This window comes from Streptomyces nojiriensis (assembly GCF_017639205.1).
GTDB classification, from domain to species: domain Bacteria; phylum Actinomycetota; class Actinomycetes; order Streptomycetales; family Streptomycetaceae; genus Streptomyces; species Streptomyces nojiriensis.
The window spans coordinates 714760-731345 of record NZ_CP071139.1 but is presented as its reverse complement, the minus strand read 5'-3'; the positions used below and the strand labels follow the sequence as shown (position 1 = coordinate 731345).

Genomic DNA, 16586 nt, shown 5'->3' with positions numbered 1-16586 from the left:
GGTTGAACCGAACACGTTCTCGATGACGTGTTACTGCCGTACGAGTCATCGGCAGCGCGTTTTCAAGGAGTGTGCAGTGCCATCGGTCATCGTCGGGCGCACGGGTCCGTTCACCGGACAGAGCGTGGTCCTGGGCGGCGAGCCCCTCAGCTTCGGGCGCAAGAGCGACAACGGCGTCGTGATCGTGAGTCCCAGCGCCTCCCGGCTGCACGCCGAGATCCTCGCGGAGGACTCCGGGTTCGTCCTCCACGACCGGGGCAGCCGCAACGGCACGTTCGTCAACGACCAGCGCGTCACCCGGCATGTGCTGCGCCCGAACGACTGCATCCGGATCGGTGACGAAACGTTCCTCTACGAGGCGCAGGACGCCATGGAGACGGTCATGGACCTCTCCCTCCTGGACGTCCCCCGGATCTGCGCCGCGGACCCCGGCACGCTGCGGGTCACCGTCACCGGCGGCGGCCCGGTGGGCCTCGCCTTCGCCCTCGCGCTCGACGAGATGCTGCCCGGCCGGACCGCCGTCACCGTCTACGACGGGCGCTGGACCAGGAAGGGCTCCGCGGTCGTCTGGAAGGACGAGACCCAGGGCAACTTCCGCCGCCAGCAGGTGGTGACCGTCCAGAGCCGGCAGTACCTCGCCCTGTCCGAGGAGGTCCTCGGCGCGCTGTTCGACGACGGCCGTGCCTATTCCGAGATGTGGCCCGTCGGCCCCGACTCGGTCGACGGCCGCCCGCCCCGCAACATCCGGATCGCCCATATCGAGGACCGGCTCCTGGACCTGGCGAACCGGCGGCCCGCGATCCGCCTCGTCCCCAGGCGCTTCGACGTGACGGAGCAGCAGAACCGGCTCACCCAGGAACACGTCCTCGTGGTCAGCGAAGGCGGCCGCTCGCGCACCCGCGAGCACTACGCCGACCGCTTCGGCGCGGCCGACGCCTCGATCTACTCCCTCGACGGCGAACACCTTCAGGACGTCGTGCTGGGGCTGCGGGTCAAGTCGAAGCTGCCGGACCCGATGAGCGTGCTGCTCACGGTGTCGCAGAACCGGTTCCTGCTCAACTCGCTGCGCGGTGAGGGCTTCCTGAACATGCGGCTCACCCGGGAGGAGGCCAAGAACGTCATCGGCATCGACCCGGTCCGCCACGTCTTCGAGGAGTGCATCGCCAGCCGCCCCTGCCTGATGAGCCGGCAGGAGGAGGACAACGAGTTCCGCTGCCCCACCCACGGCACCCTCTTCCTGCCCGCCCTGCTGCGCAGTTCCCCGCTGTGGAAGGAGATCCGGCAGGGCCTGCGCCTGTTCGGCGTGGCCGAGGACGACCTGTCGGCGATCACCTCGTTCCGGCTGGACATGGTGCAGCGCCCGCGGTTCACGGCGCAGCTGCACCGGCCGACCGCGACCAGCCCCGGCACGTTCGGCTTCCTGCTGGGCGACGCGGCCAACGCCATCCACTTCTGGCCGGGCCGCGGCCTCAACAGCGGCCTGGCGTCGGCCACTTCACTGGCCCGTTCGCTCAGCCGGGCCTGGCAGGGCAAGCCGCTGCGGGATGCCGACTTCATCCGGCACGAGGCCGCCATGTCCATGCTCCAGTACCGGCACAAGAGCCGGGCCTGGAACGCCATGGTGACCACCGACGACCAGGGCGTCACCCGCGCCATCAGGGACATCATCGCGCGCAGCGCGGAGGCCGGCGGCGCGGGCAGCACCGGCACCGGGGCCGTGGACGGGAGCGATCTGGAGGCGCTGCTGGACCGGATGGCCGGCATCCGAGACAGGCTGGCATCCCGGCTGCCCGGCCTGCCGACGGACGGCGAACTCCGCTCCCACCTCGCGTCGATCGCCCCCGCGACCCTGCGCACCCTGCGGGAGAGCGGCGCCTGGGACACCCTGATCACCGGCGGAGAGGAGGCCGACATCGACCTCTTCTACCAGTCGGACTCCCCGGTCTTCGTACCCCGCCCGGCCGACCCCCGGAGCCTCCCGCTGACGGTCTAGCGGGATAGCCTCGGCGGATGATTCCTGCACAGCCTCCGAAGGTCATCACGCGCCACCGCGACGGTGAGGTCCATGCCTACGTGGTGGGCCCCGGCGCCTTCGGGACGCTGGAGCCCGCCGCGGTGTTCCGGCCGCGCGCCGGCGACGAGGTGGTGGAGTCCGTGGTCCGGCCCGATCTGGAGCGGGTCGTGTACGTGACGCAGAACGGGGTCGTCTGCCTCACGCGCGCCGGTGACCTGGTGTGGGCGTCGTCCTTCGAGCCGCACTCCGACGTGCGCCACGGCCACCGGCCCGGCGTTTCGCTGTCGCTGGACGGCCGCACCGTGTGGGTCTACCGGCCGGACGTGATGGCGCAACGCGCGCGTGCGGACCGATGGGTCGTGTACGGCGCCGACACCGGTGAGGTCCTCGCCGACCGGGAGCTGGAGACCGCCGGGCACGGCGCCCGCCACTGCGTGCACCCGGTGGACGGCAGCGTGTACCTCGACGTCGGTGAGGGCCAGGACGGGTCGGTCATCCTCAGGGGGGTGACCGGCGCCGACGGCGCACCGCGGTTCGTGACGTACCCCTGGCCGGACCGCTGCCTCATCGACCTGGCGCCGGGCGGGCAGCAGTTCATGACCGTCGACCACGGGCAGGGCGACGTCGCCTTCCACCACCACCCCGGCGGGGAGGTGCAGTTCACGCTGTCCGTCGAAGCCTTCGGGTACGACCCGGAGGACACCTTCATCGAATGGAGCGGCGGCTACCTGACCCCGGACACGGCCGTCGTCACCCTGGGCGGTGAACGCCCGGACGAGGAGGAATGGTTCCGCCACCACCTCGTCGACGTGCGCACGGGCACCTCCGCCGGCGAGATCGCCCTCGACGCCACCCACCCGTACGACGGGATGCCCCTGGGCGACGGCTCCTGGCTCACCGAAGGCCCCGACGGCCGTCCCGTCCGCCGGTCCCGTACCGGCCGGAGTGCCGTGGCCGGGTCGCCTGGCCGCCCGTCATGACCAGTGACCACGGACTCCCCTGTGGGAGACACGGGAGGGCGCCGGGCACGCGCGTGAAGGCGCCCTTGGGTCAGTCCTGGTTCGAGCGGGACAGGGCCTCGGTGACCATGCGGGTGGCGAAGTCCTGGTCTCCGGTGAGCCGGTTGATGTGCTCCGCGAGCAACAAGGCCGTGGCTTCGAGGGAGTTCATCTCGTCCCCGGTCCAGTCTCCGTACTGCTTGCGCCAGAGGTTGGGACTCAGGCCGGTCGCGGCCGCGACGACCAGGCCGACCATGGTGGGGATGACCTCGGGGCGGACGCTCTTGGGCATCATGCGCAGCGAGGCCACGAAGCTGGGCACCACGTACTCGATGACGTCGCTGTCCTGGTCCTCGTGGGCCATGCGCAGCCACTGCACGAACATGTAGATGAGCGTGCACGCGCCGTCGACCAGGTCTTCGGCCTCCTCGGGCCCCAGTGACGCGGTGAACTGGTCGATCAGCTGCTGCTGTTCGGGGTCGGTCCCGGCCTTGCCGGAGTAGACGGCCTTGAGCCGTGAGTCGATCATCATGAGTGCCGCACCCACATCGCCGACGGCAGCGTGCTTGGAGTCACAGGGCGATGGCACAGGATTCCTCCTCGGGTGACCGTGTGCAACTCGGTGTACTCGTACAGTAGCCCCCCGGGGTGGGGGCGGTCAGGGGAATCCCGTGCGTCCGCGCGAGCCGGTGACACGGTCCGGTCCGGGGTGGAGAATCGGACGCACTGGGGTGGGGCCGAGGGTCGGGGGGCGCTGATGGGTCGTGCACTGCGTGTGGGGATCGTGGTTCTGCCGGTGGGGTTCGTGCTCTGGTACGCCTCGTACTACACCACCATCGTGGTCTGGGAGTTGCGCAAGCTCTTCGCCTGGTTCGCCCTGCCCCTGCTGGCCGCGGCGGCCGTCGCGGTGGGCGTACTGGTGGTGGGCCGGCTGCGCCGGCGTGCGGGGCGCGGCGCGGGCGACGGGAACGCGGCCGTCGCCCTCGGGTGCCTGGGCGCCGTCGTCGGGCTGGGCCTCGCCGTCGGCTGGCTGGTGTACGGCTCGTACCTGCAGGACCGCGCGTACATGGCCACCGCGCGGGTCGTGACCGAGCCCGTACCCGCTCTGGCGGCCCGGGTGCCGTACGTGGCCGGCAAGGCGCAGGCCGCCCCGCACCTGGGCGATGTCACCGGCGAGATCTCCGACATCACCTACCTGCCCGACTCGGACCGGTTCGCCACCCTGGTCGAGCGGCGCGGCTGGCTGGCCGGGTACGAGGTCGGCCTGGTGCAGGACGTCCCCCTCGGCGGCGAGAGCCGCAGCCAGGAGCGCTGCCCCTTCGACGTGTCCGAGGCGGACGCGAGGATCGGCGGCTGGTTCACCCACAATCTCGGCCGGAAGATCTCGGCCGAGAAGCGCTGGGTCCGGTTCGAGGCCGACGACGCGTACGTGACCTGCTCGGACGGCACACCGGTCGTGGTCGTCCCGCTCAAGCGGCAGAGCGGGATCCTCGTGGTGACCGAGCGCCCCGCCGGCGTCGCGCTCTACAACGGCCGGACCGGGAAGCTCACCGTCACCACCGACACCTCCGCCGTGCCCGGTCCGTCCTACCCGATCAGCCTGGCGGCCCGCCAGCGGGAAGGAACGGCCGCGGTGGGCGGCTTCGGCGACTGGTGGTTCGAGCGCAGCGGATGGGACGCCTCCGAGGACGGCGCCAACGAGGGCAACGAGTCCGAGTTCACCATGCGGTACGCCACGGAGGCCGGGCGCAGCGCGTACGTCACCCCGCTGACCCCGCAGGGGGAGGCCAGCTCGGTCGTGGCCGTGTCGACGGTGCCCACCCGCCACCGGGGCGGCGGGCTCGCGCCGATGACCGTCCACCGCCTCGATCCGGCGTGGTCGTCCCCGAAGGCGCTCGTCGCGCTGATCAAGGCGGAGTACCGGGACGTCTGCTGCTACAACGACGACCAGGTGTTCGAGGTCGTACCGACCGGGGGCGGAACGTGGACGGCCACCGTCGGCAGCGAGCAGAACGTCCGCTACCGGGTGGAGGGGAAGGGCCAGGTGGGCGGCCGTGAGGCGACCTGCCTGAAGGCGGCCGACGGCGGGCTCATCCGGTGCGCGTACGCGGTGCCCGGATCGACCGAGGAGCAGGAGCTCAAACGCCGGGAGCAGCAGAAACAGCAGCAAGAGGGCGCGAAGAACCCGGGGGACCCGGGCGACCTGTCGGGTTACACGAACGAGCAGCTCGCCGAACTCCAACGCCGCATGACCGAGGAGATCGGCCGCCGCCTGAAGTCCGGTTGACCGGATGGCCCGATGGGCCGATGGCCGGACCGGGGGTCCTGCGAGCCGGCGTGCGGGCTCGTCACCGCACCGATCCGGTCACCCTGACGGTCCGTTCGGTGAACCGTGCGCGGCCGCCACCTGGGCGGCAGGTGTGTGAGGTCGCGTCACGCCGGTCGACGCACCGCGCGTCCACGCGGTGCGTGCATCCGGCAGGAGCTGCGCGAACACCCCTCGGATCACCGCCATTCGAACAGGCTGTCCGTAAATCGACCGCCCGTGTGCGGCGGGCCTTCAGGCCTGGCAGGCTCTGCCCGAGTTGAGCGCTACATGAGAGTTCCAGCGCGCCAAACAGCCTTCGATTCGAAAGTGGGCCTTGTCATGCGCCACCGCTTAGCCGCCGTCTCCGCCGCCACTCTCCTCTGCCTCGCCGGCACCGCGGGCCTGGCGGAGGCGAGCCCCGCGAGCGTGCACGAACCCTCCGCGATGGTCCTCACCGTCGTCCAGGGGAGCGACGTCGCCACGGGGACGGTCCTGCGGGCGGCCGTTCTCAGCTGTGGCTACGCCGCCGAGGGCACGCACCCCGACCCCCGGGCCGCGTGCGACGCCCTCAACGCGACCGAGGGCGAGTTCGACCGCCTGCTCGCCGCTCCGGATCGGGGCAGGACCTGCCCGAGGCGCCAAGACCCCGTCACCATCACCGCGGACGGCGTATGGGGTGGCGGCCGCGTCGCATGGAAGCACACCTTCCGCAACGCGTGCGTGATGTCCGCGACCCTGAACGGCAACGCCCTGTACGCATTCTGACGCTCCCGCCTCCCGCCTCCGGTCCGGCGGCCACCTCGGGTGGCGGCCGGACCGGAGGTCGGGCATGGGGGGGGTGGGGGTGGGGACCGCCGGGCCAGGGACACCCCCGTCACGGGCGTACCGCTCTCTCCCTGGGATGGGCGGGTGGCGGCCCGCCGGGGGTGTGCGGTCAGTTCTGCCAGGGGGTCCAGCTGCCGCTGTTCAGGCGGTGCCGGGACCAGCGCTCACCGTCCATGCCGACGATCGAGATGGTCGGGTTCCAGGTGTTGTTGCCTTCGATCCGGACCCCGCTGCGCACGGTCCCGCCCATGGAGGTCCAGTCGCTCCACGAGCCCCCGGCGTACTGCCAGCGGGTCCACACCGCGAAGTCGGTGCCGACGATGAACACCTGACGGTTTCCGGCCGGGTACGTCATCCAGGCCTCGCCGTACTCACAGATGTAGTCACCACCGAGCCCGGACACGTGGCAGAAGCCGGCCGCGGCGGCGGGCGCCGCCGCCTGCGCCGGGGCGGCGGCGACACCGGCGAGCGCGGCTCCGGAGAGCGCGAGGGTGGTGACCGCGAGGGCGGAGCGGCGGAGGATGGCCAAGGTCATGTGGGTGCTCCCCAATCGGGACGACGACGGAACGACTTGACGCACCGAACACTTCCACCGGCCGCAAACGATGCCCTAACGGCCTGCTAAAGCTCCGCCTGCGCCGTATCGACCACCTGCGCGTTCGAGAGTGGAACGGACTTTCCGTCTTTGGCCGAGGTCGTACTCATGCCGCCGGAACAATCCGACTTATCCTCGGGCAGGGGCCATCACTACGCGAACGGAACGGTACGAAGCAGTGCGGATCGACAAGGGTGGGGTCTGTGCAGTTCCGCGTGTTGGGGCCGGTCTCCGTAACGACGGCGAACGGAGGTCCGCTCCCGCTCGGTCCTGCCAAACGCCGGAGCCTGCTGGCCATGCTGCTGGCCCACCCGAACACGCCCGTCGGTGTCGAGCGACTCACTGAGGCGCTGTGGGACGAGGAGCCGCCGCGGCACGCGCGCACCGTGCTGCAGGGGCACGTCTCCCGGCTCCGGGCGGTCTTCGCGCAGCACGACGCCGCCGCACACGGCGTGGAACTCCTCACCCAGGGGGCGGCGTACCGGCTGCGCCTGCCCGAGACGCTCGTGGACGCCCACCGTTTCGAGGAGTCGCTCCGGCTCGTCCGGCGGAGCGCGGACCCGGGGGAGACCGTGGCGGTCCTCCGCGAGGCGCTGGGACTGTGGCAGGGGCCGGCGTTCGACGGGACCGTGCACAGCGCACCGCTGGAGGCCCGGGCGCACGCGTTGGAGGAGCTGCGTCTGACGGCGGTGGAGGCGCTGGCGAGCGCCTACGGACAGTTGGGCGATCACGGAGCCGCCGCGTCCGTGCTGCGCGCCGAGGCCGCCGCGCACCCCCTGCGCGAGCCGCTCGTGGCCCAACTGATGCTGGCCCTGGCCCGGGCCGGCCGGCAGGCGGACGCGCTCGACTGGTTCCACCGCACGCGCAAGCTGCTCGCCGACGAGATCGGCGTAGACCCCGCACCGGTACTCACCGGCGCGTACAACACCCTCCTGCGTACGGACGCCCACGCCCGGGCCCACCCCGAGGCCCACGCCGACGCCGACGCCCACACCCACGCCCACGCTCACGCGGACGCCGACCACGGTACGGCCCGGCCGCCCGCCGCCAGGTCGCACGAGGCCGCCGCGGGGCCCGCCGTCACACCGCAGCTGCTGCCCCGCCGGCCACGGGGTTTCATCGCACGGCAGGACGAACTCGACACCCTCGACCGCATCACGACCGCGGCGCCGGGTCCCATCGTCACCCTCACGGGCAGCGCCGGCGTCGGCAAGACCGCGCTCGCCGTGCACTGGTCGCACCGGCGCCGCGCCGACTTCCCCGACGGCACGCTCTTCGCCGACCTCTGCGGCTTCAGCCCCACCCCGGCCCGCGACACCCGCGCCGTGCTCCGCGAGTTCCTGCTCGCGCTCGGCGTCCCGGTCGAGCGGATGCCGGGTTCGCCCGCCGCTCTCGGGGCCCGCTACCGCGAACTGACCGCCGGGCGCCGACTGCTGGTCGTACTGGACAACGCCGTCGACTCCGAGCAGATCCGCCCGTTGCTGCCCGGCGGGGACGAGTGCGTCACCCTCGTCACCAGCCGCGACCGGCTCGACGGCCTGGTGGCCACGGACGCCGCCCGTCCGGTGACGGTCGGCACGCTACCCGCCGCCGACTCGACGGCGCTGCTGGCCGCGGTACTGGGCCCGGAAGCGGTGGCGGCCGAACCGGAAGCCGCCGCGCGACTGGCCGGCCTGTGCGACGGACTGCCGCTCGCGCTGCGCGTCGCCGCCGCCCGGCTCGCCACCCGGCCGCACCGGGGGCTGGCCTCCTTCGCCGGTGAACTCGCCGACGAGCAGCACCGGCTGGACCTGCTCAAGGCGGAGGACACCGGGGTCGCCGCGGCGCTCGGCCTCAGCCTGCGGCATCTGCCCGAACCGGCGCGATGGCTGTTCCACCACCTCGGCCCGCACACCGGTGCCACGCTCGACACCTGCACCGCGGCCGCGCTCGCCGACTGCCCGCCACCCCGGGCCGCCCTGGCGCTGGACCAGCTGGCCGCGGCGCAGCTGGTCGTCGAGACGGGCCCGCAGTCCTACGTGCTGCACGACCTGGTGCGCCTCTTCGCCCGCAGCCTGGCACCCGACCACGAACCCGCCGGGCTGCTCCGGCTCCTCGACCACTGGGTGCAGACCCTGCTCGGGGCGTGCGCGGCCGCGGAGCCCGGCGGCGAGCCGTGCTGCGCCCTCCCGCCCGGCGCCGGGCGCACGGCCGAGATCCGCCGGTTCGCCGACCGGACGGCCGCGCTCGCCTGGTACTCCGCCGAACGCGGCACCCTGCGGGCAACGGTCGAGGCCGCCGTCGCGGCGGGCCTGCACGACCGGGCCTGGCGGCTCGTCCTGCTTCAGTGGCCGCTGATCGTGTGGCAGGTGCGCGACGGCTGGGTGCCGCTGCTCGAACAGGGCCTGGCGTCCGCGGAACTCGACGGTGATCCGGCGGCCCAGTCCCGGGCGTCGGCGCTGCTCGGCTGGGTGCTGTCCGAGGAAGGCAGGCCCGAGGAGGCCCTGACGCGGTTGGAGCGGGCCCCCGATCTCGCCGTCCGGGCGGGGGACTTCGCCGGGGAGGCGGTCGCCCGCATCAACCTGGCCGTCGCGCTCATGCGGTACGGAGACCGCGAGCGGCCCGGGGGCCTGTTGGCCGACGCCCTCGCCCTGGCCGAGCGGGAGGGCCTGACCGAGACCGCCACCCTGGCGCACCAACACCTCGCCCAGCACCTGCTGTCGGTCGGCGCCGCGGCCGAAGCCGCCGAACACGCGGCCCGCGGGCTGGCTCTCGCCGCGCCTTTGCTGGCGGCCCCGCGCCGGGTGGTCCTGCGCACCCTCCACGGCGAGGCACTGGCCGCCGTCGGACGGACCGGCGAGGCCGTACGACAGCTCCACGAGGCCATCCGGGAGGCCCGGGCCGACGCCTACGAGGAAGGCGAGGTCGCGGCACGGGTGGCGCTGGACGGGCTGGCGGAGCCGGAGCCGCAGCGGGGGCCGGGTCCGGAGTGGAGCACGGGTGCGCGCGGCCGCTCCTCCCTCGGCGGCTCCCGCTCCGGACCGCGCGGCGGATCGCCGCGATCGTAAGGGCCGCGGCCGTGGCCGTGGTGGGCCCCGGAGGCCGGGGCCGGCGGACGGTGCCGGGCCGGCCGTAGCCCGATTGCCTTGGGCGCGCCGGAGCATGCGGGAGAGCGCGTCCTGTTTCGCGCGCCTGGAGCGCACCACCCGTCGCCTGCGGAAACCGGTACCGGCCCCGTCACCCCCGGGCGGGAACATCCATGGCGATTGTCACTCTATTCCCGCCTAAGGATGGTTCATGTAGGTCTGTGGATCTTCACATGCTTATGCTTCACCCGCTATGACGGAAAGTAACACCTCACGCACGTTACGTGAATCGGCCGACGTGGTCGTCCTCGGTGCCGGCCCCGCAGGGCTCGTCCTCGGAATCCTGCTGCACACCGCCGGGATCGACTGCGTCATCCTGGAACGTGCCTCCCGCACCCATGTCCAGACCCGGGCCCGCGCCGGGTTCCTCGCCCCGACCACCGTGCGGATCCTGGACCGCCACGGCCTCGCCGACGGCCTGCACCGGCACGGCCGACGGCACGGCACCTGCGAATTCCGCACGGAGGACGGCCGGTTCCGCCTCGACTACGGAGCGCTCGGCCACGGCGGGCAGCATCACGTCTACCCGCAGCAGCACCTGGTCACGGACCTCCTGAACCACTACCTCGGCCTCGGCGGACGCATCCGCTTCCGCACCGAGGCGCTCGGCGTGCACGACACCGACGGCACCCGGCCGTCCGTCACGGCCTGCGAGCCCGACGGCCGTTCCACCCGGTGGACCGCCCGTTACGTCGCCGGCTGCGACGGCCGGTACGGGGCGGCCCGCCGCTCACTGCCGCCGGGCTCCGTCCGTCACCACGCGTACGACCACGGGGTGACCTGGCTCGGCCTGCTCGCCGAGGCCCCTGCGAGTCTCGACGCCGTCGGCTACGCCATCCACGACCACGGCTTCGCCGGACACATGGCCCGCACCCCGGAAGTCACGCGCTACTACCTCCAGTGGGAGCGCGGCACGCCCGCCGACGCCTGGCCCGAGCAGCGGATCTGGGACGAGCTCGACGTCCGGATGCGCGCCGCGGAGCACGGCCCGCTACGACGGGGCAGACTCCTGGAACGCGGGGTCTTCGACCTCGCCTGCGACGTCGTCGAACCGCTGCGCCACGGCCCGCTCTTCCTGGCGGGCGACGCGGCGAGCCTGCTCGCACCGGCCGCGGCGAAGGGCGCCAACCTCGCGGTCCTGGAGGCCGAGATCCTGGCCGAAGCCCTCGCCGATGCCCTCACCCGGGGCGACACCGCAGGACTCGACACGTACTCGGACCGCTGCCTGGAGCACATCTGGCGGGCGCAGGAGTTCACCGGGTGGATGACCCGGCTCCTGCACGCGCCCCCCGACCGCGACCAGGATGCCGGATCGTTCTTCCACGCCGCCCTGCGGCGTTCCCGGCTCGCTTCGCTGCGCACCTCGCGCATCCACCAGGACTGGTTCGCCGAGAACTACGTCGGCGTGTGACCGCCGCGGGCACCCGTCCCGTACCGCTCACCCCGTCCCACTCAACCCCGCACCAGCCCGCCCACCGCTTCGCCCTGCCCCGCCCAGCCCCGTACCGGCCCGAGGACACCTCCACGATGACGACGACCCTCCCCGACGAAACGTTGCTCCTGGACACCGCCGACGACACCGCCTGCCTGCGCGCCGCAGTGCGGTTCGTCCGCGAGCACGACAGCGCCGCCCTGCTCCCCCTCCTCCTGCCCGGCCTCGACGGCCCGGACCTGCAGGCGCTGGCCGGGCACTGCAGGTTCGCCCACGCGGGGGTGCTGCTCTTCCCGCCGGACGCGGACGGCCTGCGGACCCGACTCGCCGACTGCGAACTGGCGGCGGACACCCCCTCCCACCCCAGCGTGGTGGTCCGCGAACGCCTCGCCCTGCGCCACCGGCGCGACCCGGCCGAGCTCGACGTGCAGATCCTGCGCCCACAGGTGCACGGCTCCACCGGCGAACGGCGCGCGGTGGAGGTGTTCGCCCTGACCGTGCCCCCGTACTCCGACCTGGAACCGATCGCCGCCCACGAACGCACCTGCCGGCACGAGGCGCACCTCGCCTTCGAGATCGAGCACCCCGAGCCGCTGGCCCTGCGCGGCCTGTGCGCGATCCTCGCCCGCCACGGCGCGCGGCCCGATGGCGGCGGCTACAACCCGCACGAGGACGGCACGGTCCTCTACTTCACCCTCCCCGCCGACGCGGCCTGCGACTACCGGCGCCTGGAGCTCTACGCACGGGGAGACCACCGGGACACCCTCGCCGCCCACCTGGACCGGCCCGGCCATGACGGACAGCCCGCCGAAACGCTCCTCCGCCTCCTCACCGGCGCGTGGACGACACAGGCGCTCGCCACGTTCGCCCGGCTGGGCCTGCCCGACGTCATGGACACCGGCACCGCCCGCCGCACCGAGGACCTCGCCCGGCTCACGGGCAGCCACCCCCGCAGTCTCGCCGTGCTCCTGCGCCACCTCGCCATGCTCGGCGCCGTCACCCGATGCCCCGACCGGGAGGAGGACGGATTCCGCCTGACCGGGCTCGGTGCCCTGCTCCGTGCGGACGCGCCCGGGTCGATGCGGCCGCTGGCCCTGATGTACGGAGGCCCGTTCTACCGCTCCTTCGGCGGCCTCGACCACGCCGTGCGGACCGGCCGGCCGGCCTTCGACCACCTCTTCGGCGAGAACCACTTCGACCACTTCGCCCGCGACCCCGAACTCGCCGCCCTCTTCGACCTGTCCATGGCCGCGAGCTCGCGGATGTTCGAGCCGCTCCCCGCCCACCCGGTCATCACCGCCGCGTCCCAGGCGCCCTCGGGCGCGACCGTCGTGGACGTCGCCGGAGGCAACGGGGAGCTCCTCGGCCGCATCCTCACCGCGCACCCGCGCCTGCACGGTGTCCTCCTCGAACGCCCGCACGCCGTCGAGGCCGCCCGCCGGCTGCTCGACACCGCGGGCTGCGGCGTGCGCTGCGACTACCGCGTCGGCGACTTCGCCGACGTGCCGCCCGGCGGCGACGTCTACGTCCTCTCCCGGGTCCTGCACGACTGGGACGACGACCGCTGCCGCGAGATCCTGCGCCACTGCGTCCGTGCGATGCCCGACCACGCGGACCTGCTCGTCGTGGAACGCCTGCTGCCCGTCGACGGTTCCCCCTCGCTGGCCACCGCCTGGGACCTGCACATGCTGTGCAACGTCGGAGGCCGCGAGCGCCGGGCCGACCATTACGCGCGCCTGTTCGCCGACGCGGGACTCCGGCTCGTGGGCCACCGGCCCCTGCCCCTGGACGCGCATGTGCTGCACGCCCGCAGGGCGGGCGCACCGGACCCCGGCGCCGGACGGAGCTGACCGGAGCCCGGACGTCCGTCAGCGGTACGGGGTACGCGGGGAAGGCGGGAGCGTCCGGTGGATCACGCGCAGGACGAAGGAATCCGGGGGCTCCCAGACATACCGGTCGGCGAACGACCAGGCGTAGACCGGGGATCCGTCGCGGACGCAGCCGAGCAGGCCGGGCGCCGCGAGTTCGTGCGCCGACCACTCGTAGAGCTGCTGCAGTCTCGGTGCGATCACGCCGAAATCGAGGAGGCGGCCGAATCCGATCTCCCTGTCGAGGTGGGACCGCACCGTGCCGTGGAGCGGGTACTCGTCGGGGAGCACGCGGGACAGCTGCAGGAAGATCCCGGTCATCTCCACTCTCGGATCGCCGAGGAACGGGGCGAGCGGACGCAGCCGGCCGAGGGCGATACGCGGCGCCGCGACGAGGGCGTGGGCGTACAGGACGCGGCAGAGGACGACGTTCATGAAGAACCGCTCGGTCTCGTTCTCCGCCTCCGCGAGGTCGCGGTGCTCCAGGTAGGCGGCGACCACGCTCCCGTTGTGCGCCCGGTACCAGGCCCGGGCCGTGGGGTGGTCGGCGAAGGACAGCCAGTGGTCGACCGTGCGCGAGGAGGCGGGCCCGGGAAGCCCGCCGCTCAGGCCCACCGCCTCGCAGCCGTCACGCAGGATCCGCTCGTTCACCGCCCGCCACCACGGACTGCCGGGCCGGTCGGCGAACGGCGGCTGCAGCACGCCCCGCCGCACCTGCCAGCGCATGAACGACATCGCCGCCCGGCGGAACGGCAGGTGCCGGGGCGCCTTGCCGAACGGGCCGGAGTAGCAGCGCTCCATCAAGGCCATCCGCCCGGCGGGGTCGTCGCGGACCGCGGCGACCTGCTGCCCGGCCCAGGCCGCGGCCGTGATCTCGGACATCATGACGACAGAGTGGCACAAACCGGGTAGATCGCTACCGTGCCCGGCCCGGCGGCACGCCGCCTCCGGGCTCAGGCGGTCGGCGCGAGCACCCCCAGGCGGTGGCCCCGGCCGACGTCACGGCAGGCCCGCTCCGCCAGCGAGGTCGGCTCCCGGCCCTCCTCCGCGAAGAAGAACTTCACGTGGTCGTCGAAGCCCTCCGTGCGCGGCGCCGGCAGGGACCGGCCCGCGTGTTCGAAGGCGTGCAGCCGAGGCCCGCCCAGGGGCACCCGCCGCATCCGGCACGCGGGCCCCTCGGCCTCATGGACGGGCTGGACCTCAAGTGCGCTTGAGTTCCTACGGTGTGGTGCGCAGGCGATCTCGAAGAGAGCGAACGGAGCGGATCCGCCATGGAGTACTCGCACGACGATGCCGAACTGGTCCGGCAGCCCATCGGCTACTGGAGCCGGGCCGCCTCCGACGCGGTGGTCACCCGTATCAGGGCCGTCCTCGCCGGAATCGGCACCACCCAGCCGCAGGCATGGATCCTGGCCCGGATCGCACAGGCCGAGGTGCCGCCGACCCGCGACGGGGTGACCGGCGTGCTCAGCGGCTACGCGGCCGTGGGCATCGACGACCTCGACGAGGAGATCGACGCCACCGTCGACCGCGGCTGGGTCACGCAGGACCCTGACGGACACCTCGAACTCACCACCGAGGGGAAGGACTTCCACGCCCGGGTGGCCGCGACACAGGCGGAGCTGTGGCAGGAGCGGCACCGGGACATCCCGGACGAGGAGTACGTGCTCACGCTGAAGGTCCTCCAGCGGTTCATCCACAACACCGGAGGCCGGGCCTGGCACCACTGAATCCCGCGGATCCGTCGGCGGGCCCGGCTCGCGGGGGAGCCGGGCCCGCCCGTGGGCCGTGTGACAGCGGGGGTCGAGGAGCGGGTGAGCTGCCCGACCACCCACGGGGCGCTCGACGCGTCCGGGTGGGCGACGGCCGACGACGGCGAGCCGTCCGACGGGACGACCTGTGGATCCCGGCGGGCATCGCGCACAGCGCACGGTTCGGAGCCGACTCCGTCTGCCGGCCGCTGCCCCAGCCCACCGGCCACACCGCCGGCGCCGTGGCGCGCGAGCCGGCCCGGACGCCGAGCGACCCGTGCACCGCGACGGAGTGGGCGGAGAACCCCCGCACGAGCTCGACCGGACTGGAGCAGGGCCGGCTGGCGAGCTCGGTGGCCGCCCGGGTGGGGTTTGTTCGTCAGCAGCGACGGCTACATCCTGGCCTTCCGCCGCCACTTCGGGCAGACCCCGGGCGCGTACGTGCGCAGCTCGCTGGACCGGTCGGCATAGAGGCGGCCTCGGGGCCGCCCGCCGCCCGACGGATCGCCGCGGTTCCCTCGGGCGGAAACGGACCTTCCCCGTAGCTCAGATACGGGGCAGTCGGCTGTCGGGTGTCCGGGGTCAGCCGCCCTGGCCGGCGCTTCCCACCGGGCCGACCTTCACCGGGGCGCCGCCGCCCTCCGTGACCGGCAGCGTGCCTGCGCCCGGCCAGGCGAGGGTGACCGACCTGGTCTCGTCCGGCGGGGTCACCACCAGCCCCGTGACGCGGACGCCGGAGCCGCCCGAGGTGTTGAGCGGGTAGCTGATGCCGAAGTAGGTCGACTCGCCCTTCTTGAGGACGGCCGTGTCGGCCTGCTGCCCCGTACGCTGCGCGGACAGGGAGCCCGAGTCGGTCTTCAGGTCGATGCCCGCGTACCCGGAGATCGTGCAGTCCCGGGCACCGCTGTTCTTCAGGGTCACCGCGACCGTGCCGTCCGTGTCGCCGCCGATGGTGCGCTCCGCGGCGGTGATCGCCAGCTCGTCGGTCCGGCATTTGCCGACCTTGCCGCTCGCGTCGGAGCCGGTCCCGGCGCCGGCCGTACCCTTGCCGCCGGAGCCCGTCCCCTGCGGGGGCTTCCCGCCGCCCTGATCCGAACCGCCCCCCGAAGGCGAGGCGGTGGACGGGGCGGACGCGGTGGACGAAGCCGACGGGGTGCTCTGCGCCGCGCCGTCGGCGCCGTTCTGGCAGGCCGTGAGCGAAAGGCTCGCGGCGACGGCCACGGCGGCGAGGGTCAGCTGGTGAACGCGCATCGTTTCTTCCTCAGGATCGATCGGTCGGCGTTGCGGGCGGTCGGGCGGTCGGTGCGGACCGGTACGGGAGAGCGTCTGTGATCAGCAGGAGTGGCCCGACCCGTACCGCCGTTCCACCCGACCGCCCACCCGTACCTTCCTGTTACACGTACCGTCGAACCCGACACGCCCGCAGTCGCCCGGGGGCGCCTCCTACCGGCCGGTACGGCGGTTTGCGTCGCTCTCGGACACCCGTACGAGGTCTTCGTGCGCCGGGACAGACCCGTGACCCGGCAGATCTTGACCCCGACGGTCGGTATGCCGTCCCAACTCGCCTTCGCCCAGGCGCGGAAGGTGTCAGCAGGTGCGGGAGGACCGGCCGTTCCGGCGCGTCGGGCGGGCCGAGCGACACACGTCCTGGCGCTCGGACGAACGCTTCG

Annotated in this window: 13 protein-coding genes; 8 read left to right on the top strand and 5 right to left on the bottom strand. The window is 73.1% G+C overall.

Features of this window, described 5'->3' with window-relative positions:
• The first annotated feature begins 76 nt into the window (after nucleotides 1-76).
• Together JYK04_RS03590 and JYK04_RS03585 are read left to right on the top strand one after the other, a co-directional pair.
• Nucleotides 77-1993, top strand: a complete 1917-nt coding sequence (locus tag JYK04_RS03590) for an FHA domain-containing protein (RefSeq protein WP_189747122.1) — start codon at nucleotides 77-79, stop codon at nucleotides 1991-1993.
• 17 nt (nucleotides 1994-2010) lie between these two features.
• Nucleotides 2011-2994 (top strand): hypothetical protein, encoded by a 984-nt coding sequence (locus tag JYK04_RS03585; RefSeq protein ID WP_189747124.1) that lies wholly within the window; start codon nucleotides 2011-2013, stop codon nucleotides 2992-2994.
• A gap of 70 nt (nucleotides 2995-3064) precedes the next feature.
• Here JYK04_RS03585 and JYK04_RS03580 read toward each other — a convergent pair whose 3' ends face one another.
• Complete coding sequence (locus JYK04_RS03580) at nucleotides 3065-3601, bottom strand: hypothetical protein (protein ID WP_189747126.1); 537 nt, start codon at nucleotides 3599-3601, stop codon at nucleotides 3065-3067.
• Between the two features lie 168 nt (nucleotides 3602-3769).
• Here JYK04_RS03580 and JYK04_RS03575 point away from each other — a divergent pair, with 168 nt between their 5' ends.
• Together JYK04_RS03575 and JYK04_RS03570 are read left to right on the top strand one after the other, a co-directional pair.
• On the top strand, nucleotides 3770-5299 hold the full coding sequence (locus JYK04_RS03575) for a hypothetical protein (RefSeq protein ID WP_189747128.1): 1530 nt from the start codon (nucleotides 3770-3772) through the stop codon (nucleotides 5297-5299).
• A gap of 360 nt (nucleotides 5300-5659) precedes the next feature.
• Nucleotides 5660-6085, top strand: coding sequence for an SSI family serine proteinase inhibitor (locus JYK04_RS03570; RefSeq protein ID WP_189747130.1), 426 nt, complete (start codon nucleotides 5660-5662; stop codon nucleotides 6083-6085).
• Between the two features lie 169 nt (nucleotides 6086-6254).
• On the opposite strand, the gene JYK04_RS03565 is transcribed toward JYK04_RS03570, so the two are convergent.
• Nucleotides 6255-6680: a DUF8189 domain-containing protein gene (locus JYK04_RS03565; RefSeq protein ID WP_189747133.1), complete on the bottom strand. Its 426-nt coding sequence runs from the start codon at nucleotides 6678-6680 to the stop codon at nucleotides 6255-6257.
• 254 nt (nucleotides 6681-6934) lie between these two features.
• Here JYK04_RS03565 and JYK04_RS03560 point away from each other — a divergent pair, with 254 nt between their 5' ends.
• The 3 genes from JYK04_RS03560 to JYK04_RS03550 all read left to right on the top strand — a co-directional run bounded on the left by JYK04_RS03560 (nucleotide 6935) and on the right by JYK04_RS03550 (nucleotide 13147).
• A complete protein-coding gene (locus JYK04_RS03560; protein WP_308444761.1) occupies nucleotides 6935-9787 on the top strand; it encodes an AfsR/SARP family transcriptional regulator in 2853 nt (950 codons plus the stop codon).
• 271 nt (nucleotides 9788-10058) lie between these two features.
• Complete coding sequence (locus JYK04_RS03555; RefSeq protein ID WP_229876878.1) at nucleotides 10059-11276, top strand: 4-hydroxybenzoate 3-monooxygenase; 1218 nt, start codon at nucleotides 10059-10061, stop codon at nucleotides 11274-11276.
• Between the two features lie 116 nt (nucleotides 11277-11392).
• Nucleotides 11393-13147, top strand: coding sequence for a methyltransferase (locus JYK04_RS03550; RefSeq protein WP_189747248.1), 1755 nt, complete (start codon nucleotides 11393-11395; stop codon nucleotides 13145-13147).
• A gap of 18 nt (nucleotides 13148-13165) precedes the next feature.
• On the opposite strand, the gene JYK04_RS03545 is transcribed toward JYK04_RS03550, so the two are convergent.
• Complete coding sequence (locus JYK04_RS03545; protein WP_189747137.1) at nucleotides 13166-14050, bottom strand: hypothetical protein; 885 nt, start codon at nucleotides 14048-14050, stop codon at nucleotides 13166-13168.
• Between the two features lie 68 nt (nucleotides 14051-14118).
• Nucleotides 14119-14325, bottom strand: a complete 207-nt coding sequence (locus JYK04_RS03540) for a hypothetical protein (protein WP_202186123.1) — start codon at nucleotides 14323-14325, stop codon at nucleotides 14119-14121.
• A 111-nt stretch (nucleotides 14326-14436) separates the two neighbouring features.
• Between JYK04_RS03540 and JYK04_RS03535 the strand changes: the two genes are divergently transcribed.
• Entirely contained in the window at nucleotides 14437-14895 is a 459-nt protein-coding gene (locus tag JYK04_RS03535) for a MarR family transcriptional regulator (RefSeq protein WP_189747139.1), read from the top strand.
• Between the two features lie 603 nt (nucleotides 14896-15498).
• Here the strand turns inward: JYK04_RS03535 and JYK04_RS03530 are convergent.
• Nucleotides 15499-16167, bottom strand: a complete 669-nt coding sequence (locus JYK04_RS03530; protein ID WP_189747141.1) for a DUF4232 domain-containing protein — start codon at nucleotides 16165-16167, stop codon at nucleotides 15499-15501.
• Nucleotides 16168-16586: the final 419 nt, after the last annotated feature.